Genomic DNA, 18,041 nt, shown 5'->3' on the forward strand with positions numbered 1-18,041 from the left:
GCGTGCGCGCCGACCGGCTGGTCTCGCTGGTGCTGCTGCTGCGCCGGCGCGGCCGGTTGTCCGCGGCGACCCTCGCGCGCGAGCTGGAGGTCTCGACCCGCACGGTGCTGCGCGACATCGAGGCGCTGTCGGCGGCGGGCGTCCCGGTCTACGCCGAACGCGGCCGCCACGGCGGCTTCGAGCTGCTGCCCGGGTTCCACACGGAACTCACCGGCCTCAACCACGACGAGGCCCTCGCCCTGCTGATCGCCGGTTCCCGCCCGGGCGCGCAGGCGTTCGGCCTCGGCCCGGCACTCGCTTCGGCGATGCTCAAGGTGGTCGACGCCCTGCCGGAAAGCCAGCGCGCGGCCGCGGCCGGCGTGGCCGAACGCCTGCTCGTCGACCCGGAGACCGACCTCCTCGCCCGCCGCGTACCCGCCGACGACGTCCCGGGCGAGATCGCGGCCGAGATCCGCCGCGCGGTGCTGACCGGGCACCGGCTGCGCCTGCACTACGCGGCCGCGGACCGCTCCCCGGAGTGGCGCACGGTGGACCCGATCGGCCTGGTGATGGTCCGCGGCCAGGGCTACCTGCTGGCGACGAGGTCGGGCGCCGACCGCACGTACCGGCTGTCCCGGGTCCTGGCCGCCGAGGCCCTCGCCGAGCCCGCGCGGCGTGCGGACCACGTCGACCTGGAGCGGGCGTGGCAGGAACGCAGCACACGCTTCCGCACCGGCGGCGACCAGGTCACGGTGCTGGCCCGGGTCGACCCCGCGCGGCGAGCGGAGCTGCTCGCGACCGCGCTGACCGCCGTGGAGTCCGCCGATGGGGAGGGCTGGCCGCGGCTGTCGATGACGTTCCAGGACGCCCGGCACGCGGAGTGGGCGCTGTGGCAGCTCGGTGTGGCCGCGGAAGTCCTTACGCCGCAATGGCTGCGCACGACGTTGCGCGACCGGGCGGCCGCGATCGCCGCCCGCTACCCGGACTAGGAGCACACCGGCGCAAGCGCCCCAATGTGGCCTTCGGTGCGTTGAATCAGCACTGCGGCGCGAAGCGCCTCCCTTGAGGGCGGTGGCGGGGGCATGGATGGAGCACCCAATGTGGCCTTCGGAGCGTCTGACGCAACCAAGGCGGCCTTGGGGCGCATTGCCGGGCCGCTCAGCCGAGTCGGGCGGCCGTGGCCGAGCCCAGCGGACTACGCGAACAGTGACAGCAGGCCCTCGGTCGACCGCACCACCACGTGCGCCGCCGTCCGTTCCGCGTGGGGACGATCCGGGCGCTCCGCCTCGTGGCGCCAACGCCGCAATGCGTCGAGGCCCGCGTCGTAGATCTCGCCCGGGTCCGCGTCCGCCTCCAGGCCCAGGCGGTCGGCCGGGGCCGTGCCCTGGGCGCCCAGGAGGCGGACCGCCTCCTCCGCCGGGTCGCCCGACAGCGCGGTGCGGCCGCCGCGGATGTCGGCGATCAGGCGCAGCTCGCGGAAGTCGTGGGCGGCCGCCGCGAAGCGCTCCACGCGGGACACCAGGCGGTCGCCGCCCGGGCGGGGCTGGGCCGCCAGCAGTCCTTCGAGGCGGATCACCGCCGTGCGGGCCTTCAACGCCTCCGCCCGCGCCACGAAGCAGCCCGCGAGGGTGTCGCGCAGTTCGCCGAGCCCGCTGCGGCGCACCAGTTCCGCCGAGAGCTTGAGCCGGTCGTCGCAGCCGGTGCGGATCAGCGTCAGCGCCAGGCGGACGCCGAACATCCCGAAGCGCACCACCAGCGACCGCCGCGTCTCGACCGGGATCGGGCCGGGGAACGCCGGGTCGGTGAACGAATCCACCGACAGCACGTGGCGTTCCAGCTCCTCGCGCGGCACGGCGGCGAACGCGGCCAGCAGGTCGAATTCGTCGTCGCGCAACGACCGGCCGCCGTACGCCAACTGGCCGGCCACCGCGATCACGCCCAGGAACCCCGTGCACAGCGGGTCTTCGCGCCACGCCCGGCGCGCGAGCTGCTTCGCGGTCAGCAACGCGTCGATCCGGCCCGCGCCGACCTCGTCGGCCCGGGACAGCACCAGCACCGAGTTGACCGCGCTCTGCCGCGCGAACGGCGAGCCGCCCGGCGGGTGCGCCGCCGCCAGCTCGTCCGGCTCCAGGTGGCGGACCAGCCGGACCGTCGCGTCCGGGACTTCGTCGGCCGGGCCGGGGTCGTCGAGGAGCACGAGGTCGCGCAGCGCGCGCGTCGGCCATTCGCCGAGCGCCGCGGCGAGCGTCGACTTGCCCGACGAGGGCGCGCCGGTGAACGCGACGCGCAGCGGCTGGTCCAGCCGGTCCAGGCAGTCGTGCAGGAGCGCCGAAGCCCGCGGGTCGTCCCGGTAGAGCCCGGCCGCGGCGGCCAGGAGGTCGCGCACGTCCCTGGTCACGCCGAAAGCTCCCGCCGCTGCCGCCCGGCGATCGTGCCCAGCTCGCCCGCGCGCTGGTGCAGCCCGGCCAGCCGGTCGATCTCGCGTCTGATGTGGACGGTCCGGCGCTCGCGCTCGGCGGTGCCCGCCATGATCGTCTCGCGTTCGCGCGTGAGCTCGTCGGCGAGTTCCTCGGCCAGCCCGGTGAAGTGGTCGCGCAGCCGGCGCTGGACGACGCGGATCGAGTCGCGGCATTCCTTGCTGAAACGCAGGAACACGTCGTCGACGTGCCGCTGCGCCGCCTGCTTGGCGACGGCCTGGCGGCGCTGCAGCCGCATCCCGCCTTCGTCCTTGATCGTCTTCGCGGCGAACGCCGCACCGGCGCCGATCGAGACCGGGTTGATCAGCGGCAGCCCGGCGAGGCTGGTGACCAGGCCGAACATCAGCACGCCGCCGTACGACCCGCGCAGACCTGTGAAAGCCTGCTGCCCCACCTTGAACTTCTCGATCTTCGGGCGCCGGACGTCGTCGAGCCCCTCCACGCCGGAGCCGTCGAGCCGCAGGTCCGGCAGCGCGCGGTCGTACTGGGCGCCGAAGCACTGGGCGACGGCCTGCGCGATCCACTCCGCGCGGTCGGCGAGCCAGGTGTAGTTGACGTCGACGGCTTCGGCCAGCGCGTTGTCCAGCCACGGCGCGAATTCGTCCCACACCTTGGCCGGGTCGCCCTCGTCGAAGGTGCGGTCGATCGTGTTGACGATCTTGCGGGTCCGCTCGCGCAGGTCGTACTCGGCGTCGGACAGCAGATCGGTGATCTCGTCCGAAAGCAGGTTCTGCCACTTGGTGTTCTGCCGCCGCAGGTCGTCGGCGCGGCGCTGCGCGCGCTGCAGCAGCGCGGCCTGCCCGAGCCCCGCGTCCTGCCCGGCCGCCTCGGCGCGGTCGCGCAACGACTCCACGAGTTCGGCCGCGGCAGCGCGCACGCCCACCGCGGCGAGCAGCGCGCGGGACTGCTCGGGCGGGCGCGCGGCCTGCTCGGCGATCCAGCTCAGCAGCTCGGGAAAACCGGAGCGGGCGTTGAGATCCGCGTCACCGGCCTTCGCGGCGGCTTGGCGCACCACGGCGGAAACCGGCTGGACGGGCGCGTCGATCCCCGCTTCGGCGAGCAGCGCGCGGTTGCGCTCGGCCACCGCGCGCCAGCCCGGGGAGGCGTCGATCTTGGTCAGCGCGACCAGGACGTGCGGGCACCAGGTGCGCACGTGCCGGGCGAGCGCGAGCTCGGCGGGGCTCAGCGGCGCGGTCGCGTCGGAGACGAGGATCACCGCGTCCGCTTCGGCGAGCAGGTCGAGGGCGGCCGCCGTCCGCGGTGACCGCGGGTCACCGACCGGCGGGGTGTCGACGAGGACGAGGCCGGCCGACAGGAGTTCGCGCGGCACACCGACTTCCACGCGGCTGAGCGTGCCGGCGGGGCGGGCGCCGAGTTCGCCGGTGAGCCGTTCGACCGCGACGGGGATCCGTTCGCGGGACCGGCCGACCAGGGTCGCGGCGGGTTCGGCGGAGTAGGCGATTTCGGTGGGAACGGCGGGGGTCGGGGCGTCGCCGACCGCGCAGACCGGCGCGTTCAGCACCGCGTTGAGCAGGTATCCCTTGCCCTGTTTGGGAAAGCCGAGCACGCCGAGCCGGATCTGCCCCGGCGGGGCATCACGGCGTCTGCGCAGGCGCTCGGCGAGATCGGCGCGGCCGTGCGTGCGGCACGCGTCCATCGTCTCGTTGAGCACTTCGAGCCAAGCGGGGGCGGTCACAGCGAAGGAGTGTCCCCGGTTTACTCCCCGTGCGCACACCGGGTGCCCGTCCCGCGGTCGCACCCAGACCGCGGGACGGGCACCGGTGACCGGTTCGGGGCTCAGTGCCCGATGTGGATGTCGTTGTTCGACGCGATGTCGCCGATGTGCAGGTTGCCCAGCGCGTTGTGGCTGACGTCGGCGACGTCGGAGACGACGTCGTGGACGGCCGAGCCGTTGCCGCTGGCCAGCTCGCCGACCTGGCCGAGCGCGTTGTGGTCGGCGCTGATGCCGGTGGCGTTCGTCACGACGGAGGTGACCTCGCCCAGCGGGCCGTGGCCGCCGCCGTGGTGCTCGCCACCCTCGGAGCGGGCCGAGGCGAGGTCGCCGGCGCCCTGGAGGACACCGGTGAAGTCGCCGACCTGGCCGACGAGGCCGTTGACCGTGTGGGTCAGGTCGCCGCTGACGTCGCCGACCTGCGACGCGCCTTCGTAGACCGGGGCGGTCACGTTGTTGGAGACGTTGCCCACGACGTCGCCGCCGAGGTGCGAGACCTCGCTGGTGGCGCCGACGACCGAGCTGTGGTCGACGTCGGTGACCGAGTACACGAGGTTGCCCGCGACCTGGACCGCGTCGAGGCTGGAGCCGAGGTCGCCCGCGGTGCCGAAGGCGCCGGTCGGGTCGCCGGCCAGCGCGGTGACGCCGGCGGCCGTGGTGGTGAGGTCGTTCACGCCGGGGAGGGCGCCGACGCCCGGGACGGCGGGCAGGCCCAGGTCGCCGACGGCGGGCAGCTCGGAGCCGAGGTCGCCGACACCCGGCAGCGCCGAGGTGGCCGGCAGGCCGAGGCCCGCGGTGAGGGCGGTGAGCTGGTCGATCGCGCCCTGGATGCCCGGGGCGTCGGTGCCGACCGAGGACAGGCCGCCGACGGCCGGGAGGCTGTCCACGGCGGGGAGGCTGTCGACCGGCACGAAGTCGAGCACCAGCGGGATGACCTCGTGCACGTCGGCAGCGCTGACGTCACCGAGACCGGCGGCGGCGAGGGCGCCCTGCGGGTCCGTCCCGAAGGCCGCGAGCGCGGTCGGGTCGTTGAGCAGGTTCAGGGCGAAGTCGTGCAAGGTCTGCACGGAGTCCATGGGGGTTTCTCCTGGTCCGGTGGTTCTGGGGGACAGCATCGGCCGCAGGGACCGGTGCTCCGTGATCAAGTTAGGGAGACGACCCCCCAGCGCACATCGGGGATCACTCCGAGTCGCACTCCAGTCAGCCGATAGGGGATCGATATGTCATCGTTAGGGAGTTAGGGGCTCATCCGAGACGCGCTCAGTTGGGTTAAATCCCTCCAGCCCCTTGATTGACTAACCCGTTTGGGTGAGGATGCCCCGAGCCCTAGGGGGATTCCGTACCCCTGTTCGGCCCTGCGAGGTGAGGAGGAACCGCCGTTGCCCTACGTCCTCGGGATCGATGTGGCACCCGGGCGGACCCACGCCGCGACCTGCCGGCGGCACGGCGCCGGCTGGGGCGAGCCCGAACCCCTCTGGCTGGGCGAACGGTCCCCGGCCGCCGCGTCCGCGCTGTTCCTCGACGACGAGGGTTACCTGCTCACCGGCGACGCGGCCGCGCAGGCGGGCGCCCGGGTCCCGTCCCGGCTGCTCACCGGCTTCCACCGGCGGATCGGCGACGACGTCCCGATGCTCGTCGAAGGCGAGGCGTTCCCGCCCGAGACGCTGACCACCGTGCTCGTCGAGGGCATCGCCGAGCACGCCGCGAACGTCCTCGGCGGGCCCCCGGAGCACCTGGTCGTGACCCACCCCGGCGACTGGGGCGGCTACCGCCGCGACGTACTGCGGCGCGCGCTGGCCGACGCCGGGTTCCCCGCCGTCACGCTGGTCCCCGGCGCGATCGCGGCGCTCGGCGCGCACCTGGCCGGGCCCGGCCCCGGCGCGACCGCGGCCGGGGTGTGCGAGTTCGGCGCCGACGGCGTGAGCGTCACGCTTGCGACGGCGACCGCCGCCAGCGGCTGGCAGCTCGGCACGAGCGCCGAGGGCGTCGCCCCGGCGGCCGCGCTGAGCACGCTGTTCGCGCTGGCCGGCGCGGCGACGACGTCGCCCGCGAATCTCGCCGGCGTGGTGTTCTGCGGCGACGTGCCCCCGCACGCGCTGCCCGCCCGGCCGCCGTGCCCGATGTTCGCGGGACCGGTTCCGCCGGCGACCGCCGCGCTCGGCGCCGCCGCGCTCGGGGCCCTGCGCGCCGAGGGCCGGGGCGGCCTCCAGGAACCCCCGGCCGTCGAGACCACCCTGCTCCCCCAGGTGGACACGCTCGGTGAACTCGGGGAGCGGCCACCCCGCCCGCCCGTCGAGATCACGCCGTTCGAACTGCCCGAGCGCGTCACCCCGATGAACCTGTTCCGGCGGCGGCGCCCCCTCGCCGCCGCGATCCTGGTGCTCGCCGCGGCCGTCTCCGCCGGGGCGATCACCCTCACCGCCCGCGAAGCCAACGCGGGCCCCGGCACCACCCCCGCTCCCTCCCCCGCCCCGAGCCACTGCGCCCGCCCCGGCGCCCCCTCCGGTGAAGGTCACTGTTGAACACTCTGCTCACGCAGGTTCCCCCGCTTCACGACGTCCCCGTCCATCCCGCGGCCCGGCAGCTCCTCGACCGGGTCGCGGCCGCACCCGCCGAACCGCTGCGGCTCGCCGTCGTCGCCCCCGGCGGGTACGGCAAGAGCGTGCTGCTCGCCGCGCTCGACCGCTGCTACCGGGAAGCGGGCGTCGACGCCGTGCTCGTCGACGACGCCGACCGGCTCGGCCCCGACCAGCTCGAGGAGCTGCTCGCCGGCGCGGAGGGCCCGATCGTCGTCGCGCACCGGCCGGCCCCGGTGGCGCCCGGCTGGACGCTGCTGCAGCTCGGCCCGCTCGGCGTCGAGGACATCGCCCGGCTGATGGCGGCGGTGACGGGCTCGCCCGCCGACGCGGAGGCCGCGGCCGACCTGCACGCGCGCAGCGGCGGCGTGCCGAGGCTGGCCGAGCGCGCGCTGCGCGGGCGGCTCGAGGAGTTCCGGCCGGAGCTCGACGAGCTCGACGACGCCGTGCTGCGCTACCTGATCGCGGCCGAAGCCGGCGCGGGCCGCAACCTCGACCTGTTGTCCGCGTTGCTCGACCGCGGCCCCGACCAGCTGCCCGCCGTCGTCGACGGCGCCCGCGCGACCGGCCTGCTCGCCCCGGACGACACGCTGCTGCCCCTGGCCGCGGCCGCCGTCCGCGACTTCGGCCCGCCCGCCCGCCGGCTGACGACGGTGCAGCGGCTGGTCGAGCTGCAGCTGGCGAACGGCCTGCCGGTGCTCGACCTGGCGCGGTCCCTGCTCGGCACGGGCAGCTCCGGCGCGTCCGCGGCGGCGGCCTTCGCGGCGGCGGCCGGCGAGGCGCTGTCGTCCGACGCGCGCCTGGCGGCCCGCCTGTTCGAAGCCGCCGCCGAAGCGGGCGACCGCTCGCCATCGGCGACGGCGGGCTGGGCACGCGCGGCGGCGCTGTCCGGCGACCTCGACACGGCCCTGCGGCTCGGCGACAGCATGCTCGGCGCAGAGGACGCGGAGACCAGGGCGGCGGGCGCCGCGATCGCCGCGACGGTGCTGGCCCACCGCGGCGAGCTGGCCCGCAGCGCGGAGCTGTACCACTGGGCGTCCCGCACGGCCGACCTCCCGGCGACGAGCTGGGCGGGCGCCGACGCGTTCGCGGCCATCGCGCTGGTCGGCACCGGCGACCTCCCCGGCGCCCGCCAGTTGCTCGAGACCCCCTCGCCCGGCGTCGCCCCGACGTTGTTCGCGGGCGCGGCCACCCGGATGGCAGGCGGCATCGCGGATTCGGTGTCCGGCTGCGCGACGGAGACGTTGTCCACGCTGCTGGGCGCGGCGGCGATGCTGGAGCCGGCACTGGGCGGCACGCTGCTGCCGGACAGCCCGGCCGCGCTCGCCGCGCTGGCCGCGTTGCACACCGGCGAGCTGGCGCTGGCGGAGTCGGTGCTGACCAGGGCGCTGGAAGGCCGGACCGGCGGCGACCTCCTGGCGACGCGCCACCGCCTGCTGCTGGGCTGGGTGGCCATGACGGCCGGCGACCTGGCCACCGCGGCCGAACACCGCGACGCCGTCGCGGGGCGGCCGTTGGAGGCGCGCGACGAGCTGTTCTTCGCGACCCTGGACCTCGGCCTGGCCCGCCGGGCGAGCGACCTGGTCGGGCTGCAGCGGTCGTGGAACCGCGCGTACCAGGCGTCGATGCGGTACCAGACGGACCTGTTCTCCCTGCTGCCCCTGGGCGAACTGGCGATCGCGGCGGCCCGCACGGGCGCGTTCGCGAAGCTGGCTCCCCAGCTGGAACGTGCTCACGGCCTCCTGTCCCGCCTCGGCGAGCCTCCACTGTGGACGGTATCGCTGGTCTGGCACGAGCTGCACGCGGCGATCACGCTGGAGGACGCGGAGGCCGCGAAGGCACACCTGGCCACGTTGACCACGCACGCCCACTGCGGCCGCCACCCCCGCGCCCTGGCGACGGCCGCCCAGTGCTGGCTGGCGGTCCTCAGCGGAACCTTCGCCCCGGATCCGATCGCGGCGGCCGCGGCCGAACTCCACGACCTCGACCTCCGCTGGGACGCGGCCCGCCTGGCCGGCCAGGCGGCGATCCGCACGTCCGACCGCAAGGCGATGGTCCAGCTGCTGGAAGCGGCCCGCCAGTTCCAGGGCACGGCGGCCCGCCGCGACCAGGGAACGGCGGAACCGGCGGCGGGAACGGGTCTGGCGGCGTTGAGCGAGCGCGAGCTGGAGGTGGCCCGGTTGGTGGTGGAGGGGCTGACGTACAAGCAGGCCGGGTCGAAGTTGTTCATTTCCGGGAAGACGGTGGAGCACCACATGGCCCGGATCCGGGGAAAGCTCGGGGCGGCGGACCGGCGGGAGCTGCTGGCCACGCTGCGGGAACTGCTTTCGCGGCCGGACGCCCCCTGACGTACGTGGGGCTTCTCCGGGCTGTTGGAGGGGAGCTGACACGAGGCCACCCGGCGGCGCCGGGGGATGGTGGGCGGGCGGTGGGGTCAGTCGCGGCTGGGGCCGAACCGTTCGGTGCGGATGCGGTGCGGGTCATGGCCCAGGGCCAGCAGGATGTCCGCCGCTGTTTCGACGAAGGCTGTCGGGCCGCAGATGAACGAGGTCGCGCCGAACTCGGCGGGCCAGGCCGCGGTGTTGAGGGTGGCGACGTCGATGCGCTTGGGGATGCCGGGGCGGCCTTCGGGGAGTTCGCGGGTGTAGACGTACGTGATGTCCAGGCCCGCCACCGGGGTGCGGAGCTCGTCGGCGTAGTACTGCTCGGCCGGGCTGCGCAGCGAGTAGATCAGCTTGAACGGGGTGCGGACACCCGCCGCACGGCGGGCGCGGATCATGGCCATCAGGGGGACGATGCCCGAGCCGCCCGCGATGAGGAGGACCGGCTCCGGGTTCGTGGGGCGCCAGGCGAACCAGCCGCCGATCGGGCCGCGGATTTCGACCGGGTCACCGACCGCGTACGGGCCCGTCAGGTGCTCGGAGACCTCGCCGTCGGCGACGCGCTGGACCGTCAGCTCCACCCGGTCGCCGTCCGCGGGGGCGGCCAGGGAGTAGCTGCGCTGGGCGCGGTAGCCGTCCGCGGCCGTCAGGCGGACGTCGACGTGCTGGCCCGCCAGGTGTCCCGGCCAGCCGGGCAGGTCGAAGACGAGCGTGCGGGCCGTCGGGGTCTCGTCGCGGAAGCCGGCCAGGCGGGCGACCCGCCAGGCTAGTCGCCCTGATACCGCTGTTCGCGCCATGGATCCCCGTAGTCGTGGTAGCCGGCGTGCTCCCAGAAGCCCGGCTCGTCCCGGGTCTTCAGCTCCAGCCCGCGCACCCACTTCGCGGACTTCCAGAAGTACAGGTGCGGCACCAGCAGCCGCGCCGGGCCGCCGTGCTCGGGCGTGAGCGGCCGGCCGCCGTACTCGTAGGCGATCCAGGCCTGGCCGTCGAGCAGGTCGGCCAGCGGCAGGTTCGTCGTGTACCCGCCGTAGGAGTGGACCATGACGTAGTCGGCCTCGGTGTCGAGCCCGCCGACCAGCGTGTCGACCGCGACGCCGCGCCACCGCGTGTCCAGTTTGGACCACTGGGTGACGCAGTGGATGTCCACCGTGGGCTTCTCGCTCGGCAGGGCCATCAGCTCGGCCCAGCTCCACGTGTGCTTGTCACCCTTTTCGGTGGTGACCGTGAACTCCCACGTCTCGGTGCGCACGCGCGGCGTCGGCCCCGCGGACAGCACCGGGAAGTCCTCGGCCAGGTACTGACCGGGTGGCAGCCGCGGGTTGCCGCTGCGGGCCCGGCCCTGGAAACCCGGCGTCACGACACCCATGCGGCACTCCCTTCGCGGTCCCGCCGAGCCTACGCCCGGACCCGCAGCCCGAGCGACGTGACGAGCACCGCAGCCTGTTCGGGTGACACGATCGCGCCCGCGAGGTCGGCGTTCAGCGGGTCGAGCGCCGACAGGTCGCTGCCCCGCAGCTCGGCGCGCGGCAGCTTGACCGCGTGCAGCATCGCCGCGGACAGGTCGACGTCGGCGAACACGGCACCACCGCAGTTGGCCCCGGTGAGGTCGGCCTCCCGCATGCGGACGCCCTGGAAGCTGACCGACCGCAGGTCGGCACCCGCCAGCCCGGCGAACGACCAGTCGCCGCCGACGACCCGCAGCGGCCGCAGCTCGCATTCGGTGAACGTGGCGCCGACGAGCTTGCAGCCGGTGAACTCGGCGTCGAAGAAGTTGCACCGCTTGAAGGCGCAGCCGGCGAACGACGAGTCCACGTGCCGCGACGCGTTGAAGCGCACGTTGCCGAACACGCAGTCGGTGAAGACCGAGTTCTGGACGACGGCCTCCGAGAAGTCGACCTCCAGGAACTCGCACCGCGCGTAGTGGCGTCCGGTGATCTCCTCTCCGTACCAGTCGTCGCGGGAGAACCGCTGCTCTTCGACGGGATCTTGCGTGGCCTCGGGCACCCCGCCAGGCTAGCGGCATGCTCGACGCCGACGAGGTCCGGAACGCCGTGCCGATGCCGGCCGCCGTCGACGCGGTGCGGGAGGCGTTCCTCGACCTCGCCGCCGGCCGTTTCGCGGTGCCGCAACGGTTGTCGTTCGGCGGCGGCACGACGCTCGTCATGAGCGCCTGCCACACCCCGTCGTCGACCACGGTCGTCAAGACGCTCAACCTGGCCGCCGGGCGCACCCCGATGCTCCTCGGCACGCTGGTCTGGAACACCGCCGAAGGCCAGGTGGTCGCGGACGCGGTCGAGATCACCGCGCTGCGCACCGGCGCCGTTTCCGGTGTCGCCACGGACCTGCTGGCCCCGGCCGGCGCGAGCAAGCTCGCCCTGCTGGGCACCGGCGCGCAGGCCGCCGACCAGGTGCGTGCGGTGGCGGCGGTGCGCCCGGTGCGGCACTTGGCCGTGTACGGCCGCGACCGCTCGCGCGCGTCGGCCTTCGCAGCACGGCTGGGCGCCGAGCTCCCGGAGGTGACCACGCGGGTCGCCGCGAGCGCGGAAGACGCGGTTTCCGATGCGGAGATCGTTTGCTGTGCTACTTCGTCGAGTACTCCTCTCTTCGCTGCCGACGCCTTGCCCGAACGGGTTCACGTCAACGCGATCGGGTCGTATCTTCCGTCCATGCGGGAACTTCCCGCGGAATTGCTCGCCACGGCGGGGTGCGTGGTGGTGGATCAGGTCGAGGCCGCTCTCGAAGAAGCCGGTGAGGTGATCCACGCGGTGGATGCCGGGCTGCTTCACCGTGAGGAGCTGCTCGAACTGGGGCACGCGCTGCGCGAGCCCCCGGTGGTGCGCGGGCGGACGGTGTTCAAGTCCGTTGGTCTCGCCGTGCAGGACTGGGCCGTGGCCCGGCTTCTCGGCGACGCGCTCGGCCGGACCTAGCTGTGTTGCCAGGAGGCGTTGGGCGACGCGGACGTCGACGCCCTCGATGGGGCCGACGATGATCAGCAGGCCACCCGACTTCCGCATTGCTCGTCTAGCTCACCACCCGTATCCGGGGTGAGGCGGAGAGCAACCGGGAGCGGCCAAACGGCGCAATCTGCGCCGTGCAGCGTTTGATCAGTCACCCGATCCGGGAATTTTCGGGGCATGTCTCCTTGGCGAACCACCACCAGACGGAACACGGCCGTGCGGGTCATCACGGCGATCGGCGCGATCTTCGCGGGGATCGAAGTTCTCTACATGATCATGGTGCTGGCCGGCGCCAACGCCGGCAACGCGTTCTTCGTCTTCATCAAGTCACTGGCGGTTCCTCTCGCCTTGTTCTTCCCGGGGCTGTTCCCGGTGAGCAACCCCAGCCTGGCCGTCATCCTCGACTTCGGCCTGGCCGCGGTGTTCTGGCTGGTCGTGACCGGCATCATCGCCCGCTTCGCCGGCCGGTGACCGGCGGCGGACCGCCGCTTCGCGCCACCGTCGGGCCACCCGCCCTCGGCATCCGCAGCGTCCTTCGGCGACACTGGGGAGATGAGCGACGGCAGGTGGTTCGACGGCTGGTCGCCCTGGCCCGAGCTGGCCGGGCTGGCCGCGGCCGGGCGTTCGCTGCTGCCGAACGTCCCGGTCACCCCGGCCGCGCTGGTGCGGACCGTCACCGAGCAGCTCGTCGGACGGCGGCTGACCGCGAAGGTCGATGACCGCGAGGTCGGCCTGACGCTCACCGAACTCGACTACCCGGCCGGCAGCCTCCGGCTGGCCACCGGACGGGTCGGCGACGTCCGGATCGTCGCCGAAGACGTCGACTGGCCCGAACCCGAAGGCGGCAGCATCCCGCTGCGCCGGGTCACCGTGCTCGCCGAAGACGTCCGCCTCCGTTCACTGCCCACGCCCGCCGCCAAGCCCGCCCGCGTCGAGCTGCGGATCGCAGTTTCCGCCGACGTGCTGCGGGAACGGGTGGCGAAAGCCCGCCCCGGGATCGTCGCGGCGCCGGCCGCGAACGGGCTGCTGCGGATCCACTGGGCGAAGCGCCCGCTCTGGGGCCACTTGACCCTGCGCCCCGAGGTGGGCGACGACGCCGTCGTGCTCGTGCCGCAGACCCTCCACATCGGACAACGGCGACTACGGCCGCCACGCCGCTTTCGCCCCATCGTGCTTCCCCTGCCGGAACTCCCGCCGGGCATAAGGCTGACGAAGGTGGAGCCTCGGCACGACGAACTGGTGCTGCACACCGTGGCGGAGGAATGGCCGGAACGCCTTTCGCGCATCCCGCTGCCCGACCTGCTGAGCTGGCTGACCACGGCCGCCGTGACGTTGACGCTGCCCAAACTCGGCGCTCGTTCATGACTCTCCCTCGCGTGCGGTAAGCCGGTAGTGGCTCACAGCAGCCAACGTACTCGAACGCCCGTTCGAACACATCACTCACACGGGTAGAGCTGGGAATGCGTTGCGCGGCAACGGAAATCCGGTCGGGAGACCCCGATCAGGCGTCCCGGTCGCGGAGGTACCGGGTGTGGTCCGCCTGCCGGTCGATCTCCGCCGCGTAGAACCGCTCGGCCACCCGGTGCGCCTCGGCCTCCAGCAAACCCAGCTGTGCGACCAGTTCCTCCCCCGCGCTCGCCCGCCGGGCCGCGAACCACCACGGGAGGTTCAAGTACGTCTGCACCGACACCGGCAGGTCCGTCCCCGCCAGCCGCTCCACCGCGTGCCGCAGATCGGGGTCGGCCGCGAGCCGGTCCGGACGGGACAGCAGGTCGGAAAGCACCTCCGCGATCCGCCGCACGGTGTCCACAGAGGACGACGGCAGCCGCGAAGACTGCGCGGTCACCGAAGCGACCATCGTCTCCAGGGAAGCCCGCAGCGACGCGGAAGTGTCCGGGACCAGCCGCACCTTCTCCCCCGGCGCGAGCAACGCCCCCGCCAGGTACAACGCCACCACGACCAACGGCCACACCCACCCGACCACCCCGGTCAGGTACAGCACGACGCCGGTCAAGCCGCCGACGCAGCCGGCGAGGTTTTTGGTCGAGCCCAGGTAGCGCAGCATCATTGGTACCCGCGGATCTCCTTGAACACGTCGGACAGCTGGGTCTCGCGCGCGTCGAACACCTTCCCGCCGGTCATCGCCGCGACGTCGGCCAGCTCGTCGCCGCTGCCCTCGCCGAACAGCACCGTGAACACCGGGACCTGCTTGACCGGCGGCGGGATCGTCCCGAACGCGAGCTTGAAGTCCGCCAGTGACGAGCCGTTCGCGTTCTCGCCGTCGGTCATCAGGACGATGGAGGTGAACCGGTCGGGATCGCGCGCCTGCACCGGTTCCAGCTCCCGGTAGGCCGCCGACAGGCTGTCGTAGATCGCCGTCCCGCCACCCGCCGACAGGCCGTCGGCGAACGTCTTGATGCGCGCCAGTTCGGCCGCCGGGTCCTGCTCCGGCACGGTGAACGTCGTGGCCCCCGACGGCCGCGTGTTGAACGGCAGCATCACCACCTCCTCGCGGCTCCGGAAGCGCCGGTAGCGCCCGGTCAGCGAGTTGTCCGCCCCGGTCAGCCCGGCCAGCGCGGACCGCAGCGACTCGATCCGCTCCCCCTTCATCGACCCCGAGGTGTCGAGCACGTACAGCGTCCGCGACGGGCGGCGGATCTTGTCGAAGTACGCCTGGAGCAGCGCGTCCACGGCCTGCTGGGTCACCGGGAACGGCAGCTCGACGAGATCGTGCGCCGCGAACTGCGACCCCAGCGCGACACCCGGCACGACCGGCCGCCGCTGGGTGGTCTCCATGATCCGCTTCTGGACCTCGGGCGTCCGCAAGTAGTCCGACAGCCGCTGGTGCGCCGACCGCGCGTCGTCACCGGCGGAAGCCAGCAGGGAAAGCGGGTAGTCCGCCGTGACGACGCCGTCGCTCGGGTAGACCAGCGTCAGCGGCGCGGGCAGCTTCCCGGACGCGTTCGCCGACAGCAGCACCGACTCGTAGTTGATCAGCCCGTCGACCGGGTCCGGGCCGGTCGCGCGCCGGATGTAGGCGTCCGACAGCCACCCCGACGAACCCGCCGAAAGCGCCTGGGCGCTGAAGAACTGCGTCAGCTGCGGGGTCACCGAGGCGATCTGCCGAGCGTCGATCGCGTTGCCCGCTCCTGCCAGCGCCGAGGCGACGCCGACCAGCGCCGAGAACCCGGAGTTCGACGCCGACGGGTCCGTCATGCCGTAGCTGAACGCCTTCTTCCCGGCCTGCGCGGCGATCTCGCCCCAGCTGACCGGCTTTCCCGTCCAGCCGAGCCGCTGCGCGACCGGCGCGGCCAGCCCCAGCACCACCGGGGAGCTCATGATCTTGACCTGGTTGCCGAGCCGCTTCGCCGCTTCGGGAATGCCTGCCAGGTAACGGTTCGAGGAGAACCACACGGCGTCGTACTTGCCGTCGACGCCGCCGTTCGCCAGCGCCTCGGCTCCTTCGAGAGTGCCGGTGAACGTGAACTTGACCTTCACCCCGGTGGCCTGCGCGGCTTCGTCGAGCACCGGCTGCATGTCCGCCAGTTCGCTGCCCGCGAGGATCCGCAAGGTTCCCGGCTCGGGCTCCCCCAGCGGCGCCGACGAGGAATCGGAACACCCGGCCAGCACCAAGGCGCTCACCGCGAGCGCCAGTACCTTCCTCATGCTTCCCCCTCGTGCGAACGGCGCAGGTGGTCTTCGGCCCGGCGGATCTCCCCGGACAACGACTCGACGGTCGCCGCCATCGACCGGACGGCGTCGGCGCGGAACCCGTCGATCGCGTCGATCGAGGCGTAGATCCGGTCGAACGACTGCCGGATCGTCTCGGTCGCGACGGCCGGGTCGCTGCCCGCCTTCCGGATCTCCGCGGACTGCAGGTCCAGCAGCTCGGTGTTGGCGCGGATCAGCCCGTCGGTGGTGGCCCGCAGCGCGGCGACCTCGTCGAGGACGTCCCGCTGGCTCGCCAGCGCGCCGCTGACCAGCAACGCGACCCGCAGCGCCGACACGGTCGTCGACACCGCCCGCTCGACGCCGCGGATCAGCTCGTCGTTGTTCTTGCGCACCAGGTCCAGCGCGAGGTAGCCCTGCGCGCCGACCGCGAGCTGGGTGAGCAGGTCCTGGTGCCGCTGCCGGATCGGGTACAGCACGTCCCCGCGCAACGCCTGCGCGCGCAGCGGGTCCGTCAGGTCGAAGACGGAAGCCTGCCGCTCGACGGCACCGTCGACGGCTTCGGCGAAGGCGGCCGCCTCGGCGAGCTTCCCCATGACCTGCCACAGCCGTTCGCGCTCGCCCTTGATCGCGGCGTTGTCGCGGCGCAGGACGTCCTGGCGGCCGCGCAGGTCGACGACGAGCGCGTTGACCGGCTCGTTCGCCGCGCGATAGCGGTCGAGAGCGCGCTTCGCGCCGGCGGCGACCGGGAACATCCCCAGCAGCTTCCGGCCGGTCAGCGGCAGTTTCGCGGGGTCCAGCTCGGCGACCGTGCGGCGCAAGCTCGTCAGGCTCGTCGTGACCCCGTCCTGCGGGGACGCGACACTGCGCAGGGACCGGTCCAGCATCGTCCCGGCGACGCCCGCCGCGGCCCGCATGTCGGCCTCGCCGACGGCCAGCAGCTCGTCCAGCAGGTCGGTGAACTCCGGCGACCGGACGTCCAGAGCTGCCAGCCGCGTCGCGAACCCGTCGGCGCGCGCGGCGACGTCGGCGCGGGTGTCTTCGCTGAGCGTGATGAGCCCGGCGGCGCGCTCGGCGGGGATCGCGGCGACCGGTTCGGGCGGGGTGAGCGCGAAGTCCATGTCAGTACTGCTTGCCGACGGCGTCGAGCAGCCGCTCGAGCGTTTCGAACGACGGCGGTTCGACGGCGTCCACGAGGTCGGCGGGCGCGTGCGCCGGCGCGGCGACCTCGGCGAACAGCTTCGGGTCGGTCGTGCGGAAGCCGAAGGTCGCGGCGAGCCTGCCCAGCTCGGGGTCGGTGGCCAGGAGCTGCCCGACCTTGTCGCCGTCCGGGGTCAGCGGCACCAGCGTGTGCTTCGAGTACACGGTCGGTGCGGTGTAGAGCAGCCGCATGTCCGGCCGGATCGAGCCGTCGCCGCGCAGCACGCGGTCGACGAACTGCGACTCGTAGATCAGCGCCAGCGGCGTCTTCCCCATGCCCGCCGACAGGTAGTCCTCGAACGGCCCTTCGGTGCTGTTCTGCGTGTACCCCTGGTCCAGGAACAGCTTCGCCACCGACGGCAGCACCGCCGCCTCCTGCGCGGGCGTGCTGACGACGGCGTTCCCGTTGGCCACGAAGGAAACGATCGCCAGGTACATCGCCGCGGAGTTCGACTCGCGCGGGTCGGTCGTCGTGACGAGGACGTTCTTGCGGGCCGGGTAGGCGGTGTTGCCGGGCAGCTGGTCCCAGCGCGTCCCGGCCTTCGCCAGGTCCAGGTACTTCGCGATGTCGAGGACGTCGTAGTCGCCCGCGCCCTTGTGCACCACGCCGTTCGCGCGCAGCAGCGCCACGACCGGCTCGAAGCTGGCGACCGCCATCGGCGACTGGAACGGCGTGTACACCGTCGTCACCTTGCGGTCGCGCTGGATCTTCTGCGCCGCGGGCGACGACGACGGGAACGCGAAGGCGTACTTCCCGAGGTCCACGGTCGTCGCGAGCTGCCGCGAACCCGCGGTGTCCACTTCGACCTTCAGCCCGTGCCGCGCGAAGGCGTCGACGACGCGCTGGTCACCGAAGAAGGCCTGCTTCTCCGAACCGATCACCCCGCGCACGGTCACGGCACCGGACGCCGTGCCGTCGTCGCGCCCCCAGACGATCACCCCGACGACGGCCAGCACGAGCACCACGGCCAGTCCGATCGACACCCGGCGTTTCACGAGCCACTCCCCTCGATGGGCCTTCGCTCATTGGACGCGGGAGCGGGCCGGTTCGAAGTGAACAGCGCGTGAAG

At 73.4% G+C, this 18,041-nt stretch carries 16 protein-coding genes; 6 read left to right on the forward strand and 10 right to left on the reverse strand.

Features of this window, described 5'->3' with window-relative positions; all coding sequences use genetic code 11:
• Positions 1-2: 2 nt before the first annotated feature.
• A complete protein-coding gene (locus tag EIY87_RS21635; RefSeq protein WP_125311072.1) occupies positions 3-968 on the forward strand; it encodes a helix-turn-helix transcriptional regulator in 966 nt (321 codons plus the stop codon).
• Positions 969-1,174: 206 nt separating this feature from the next.
• Here EIY87_RS21635 and EIY87_RS21640 read toward each other — a convergent pair whose 3' ends face one another.
• The 3 genes from EIY87_RS21640 to EIY87_RS21650 all read right to left on the reverse strand — a co-directional run bounded on the left by EIY87_RS21640 (position 1,175) and on the right by EIY87_RS21650 (position 5,264).
• Positions 1,175-2,377, reverse strand: a complete 1,203-nt coding sequence (locus EIY87_RS21640; RefSeq protein ID WP_125311074.1) for a GTPase — start codon at positions 2,375-2,377, stop codon at positions 1,175-1,177.
• On the reverse strand, positions 2,374-4,152 hold the full coding sequence (locus tag EIY87_RS21645; RefSeq protein ID WP_191984211.1) for a dynamin family protein: 1,779 nt from the start codon (positions 4,150-4,152) through the stop codon (positions 2,374-2,376). The genes EIY87_RS21640 and EIY87_RS21645 overlap by 4 nt, the downstream gene beginning before the upstream one ends.
• A 101-nt stretch (positions 4,153-4,253) precedes the next feature.
• The gene (locus EIY87_RS21650; RefSeq protein WP_125311078.1) at positions 4,254-5,264 is read right to left on the reverse strand and encodes an IniB N-terminal domain-containing protein; all 1,011 of its coding nucleotides are present in this window, start codon (positions 5,262-5,264) and stop codon (positions 4,254-4,256) included.
• A 303-nt stretch (positions 5,265-5,567) separates the two neighbouring features.
• Here EIY87_RS21650 and EIY87_RS21655 point away from each other — a divergent pair, with 303 nt between their 5' ends.
• Complete coding sequence (locus tag EIY87_RS21655) at positions 5,568-6,710, forward strand: Hsp70 family protein (protein ID WP_125311080.1); 1,143 nt, start codon at positions 5,568-5,570, stop codon at positions 6,708-6,710.
• The gene (locus EIY87_RS21660; protein WP_125311082.1) at positions 6,707-9,112 is read left to right on the forward strand and encodes a helix-turn-helix transcriptional regulator; all 2,406 of its coding nucleotides are present in this window, start codon (positions 6,707-6,709) and stop codon (positions 9,110-9,112) included. The genes EIY87_RS21655 and EIY87_RS21660 overlap by 4 nt, the downstream gene beginning before the upstream one ends.
• Before the next feature lie 86 nt (positions 9,113-9,198).
• Here EIY87_RS21660 and EIY87_RS21665 read toward each other — a convergent pair whose 3' ends face one another.
• Genes EIY87_RS21665 through EIY87_RS21675 form a run of 3 tightly spaced genes read right to left on the reverse strand, consistent with a single transcriptional unit; the run spans position 9,199 to position 11,149 of the window.
• Entirely contained in the window at positions 9,199-9,942 is a 744-nt protein-coding gene (locus tag EIY87_RS21665) for a ferredoxin reductase (protein WP_125311084.1), read from the reverse strand.
• A complete protein-coding gene (locus EIY87_RS21670; RefSeq protein ID WP_125311086.1) occupies positions 9,912-10,511 on the reverse strand; it encodes a sulfite oxidase-like oxidoreductase in 600 nt (199 codons plus the stop codon). The genes EIY87_RS21665 and EIY87_RS21670 overlap by 31 nt, the downstream gene beginning before the upstream one ends.
• A 29-nt stretch (positions 10,512-10,540) precedes the next feature.
• The gene (locus EIY87_RS21675; protein ID WP_125311088.1) at positions 10,541-11,149 is read right to left on the reverse strand and encodes a pentapeptide repeat-containing protein; all 609 of its coding nucleotides are present in this window, start codon (positions 11,147-11,149) and stop codon (positions 10,541-10,543) included.
• Positions 11,150-11,166: 17 nt separating this feature from the next.
• Here EIY87_RS21675 and EIY87_RS21680 point away from each other — a divergent pair, with 17 nt between their 5' ends.
• The 3 genes from EIY87_RS21680 to EIY87_RS21690 all read left to right on the forward strand — a co-directional run bounded on the left by EIY87_RS21680 (position 11,167) and on the right by EIY87_RS21690 (position 13,467).
• Entirely contained in the window at positions 11,167-12,072 is a 906-nt protein-coding gene (locus tag EIY87_RS21680; protein ID WP_125311090.1) for an ornithine cyclodeaminase family protein, read from the forward strand.
• A 246-nt stretch (positions 12,073-12,318) separates the two neighbouring features.
• On the forward strand, positions 12,319-12,573 hold the full coding sequence (locus tag EIY87_RS21685) for a hypothetical protein (protein ID WP_086865576.1): 255 nt from the start codon (positions 12,319-12,321) through the stop codon (positions 12,571-12,573).
• 81 nt (positions 12,574-12,654) lie between these two features.
• Entirely contained in the window at positions 12,655-13,467 is an 813-nt protein-coding gene (locus tag EIY87_RS21690; protein WP_125311092.1) for an LmeA family phospholipid-binding protein, read from the forward strand.
• A 136-nt stretch (positions 13,468-13,603) separates the two neighbouring features.
• Here the strand turns inward: EIY87_RS21690 and EIY87_RS21695 are convergent, their stop codons facing one another.
• From EIY87_RS21695 to EIY87_RS21710, 4 genes are read right to left on the reverse strand one after another with little or no spacing between them, the layout of a single operon-like run.
• Positions 13,604-14,170, reverse strand: a complete 567-nt coding sequence (locus EIY87_RS21695; protein ID WP_125311094.1) for a hypothetical protein — start codon at positions 14,168-14,170, stop codon at positions 13,604-13,606.
• The gene (locus tag EIY87_RS21700) at positions 14,167-15,768 is read right to left on the reverse strand and encodes a substrate-binding domain-containing protein (protein ID WP_125311096.1); all 1,602 of its coding nucleotides are present in this window, start codon (positions 15,766-15,768) and stop codon (positions 14,167-14,169) included. The genes EIY87_RS21695 and EIY87_RS21700 overlap by 4 nt, the downstream gene beginning before the upstream one ends.
• The gene (locus EIY87_RS21705) at positions 15,765-16,892 is read right to left on the reverse strand and encodes a toxic anion resistance protein (protein ID WP_125311098.1); all 1,128 of its coding nucleotides are present in this window, start codon (positions 16,890-16,892) and stop codon (positions 15,765-15,767) included. The genes EIY87_RS21700 and EIY87_RS21705 overlap by 4 nt, the downstream gene beginning before the upstream one ends.
• A gap of 1 nt (position 16,893) precedes the next feature.
• Positions 16,894-17,967 (reverse strand): hypothetical protein, encoded by a 1,074-nt coding sequence (locus EIY87_RS21710; RefSeq protein ID WP_125311100.1) that lies wholly within the window; start codon positions 17,965-17,967, stop codon positions 16,894-16,896.
• Positions 17,968-18,041: the final 74 nt, after the last annotated feature.

This window comes from Amycolatopsis eburnea (genome assembly GCF_003937945.1).
Classification (GTDB): Bacteria; Actinomycetota; Actinomycetes; order Mycobacteriales; family Pseudonocardiaceae; genus Amycolatopsis; species Amycolatopsis eburnea.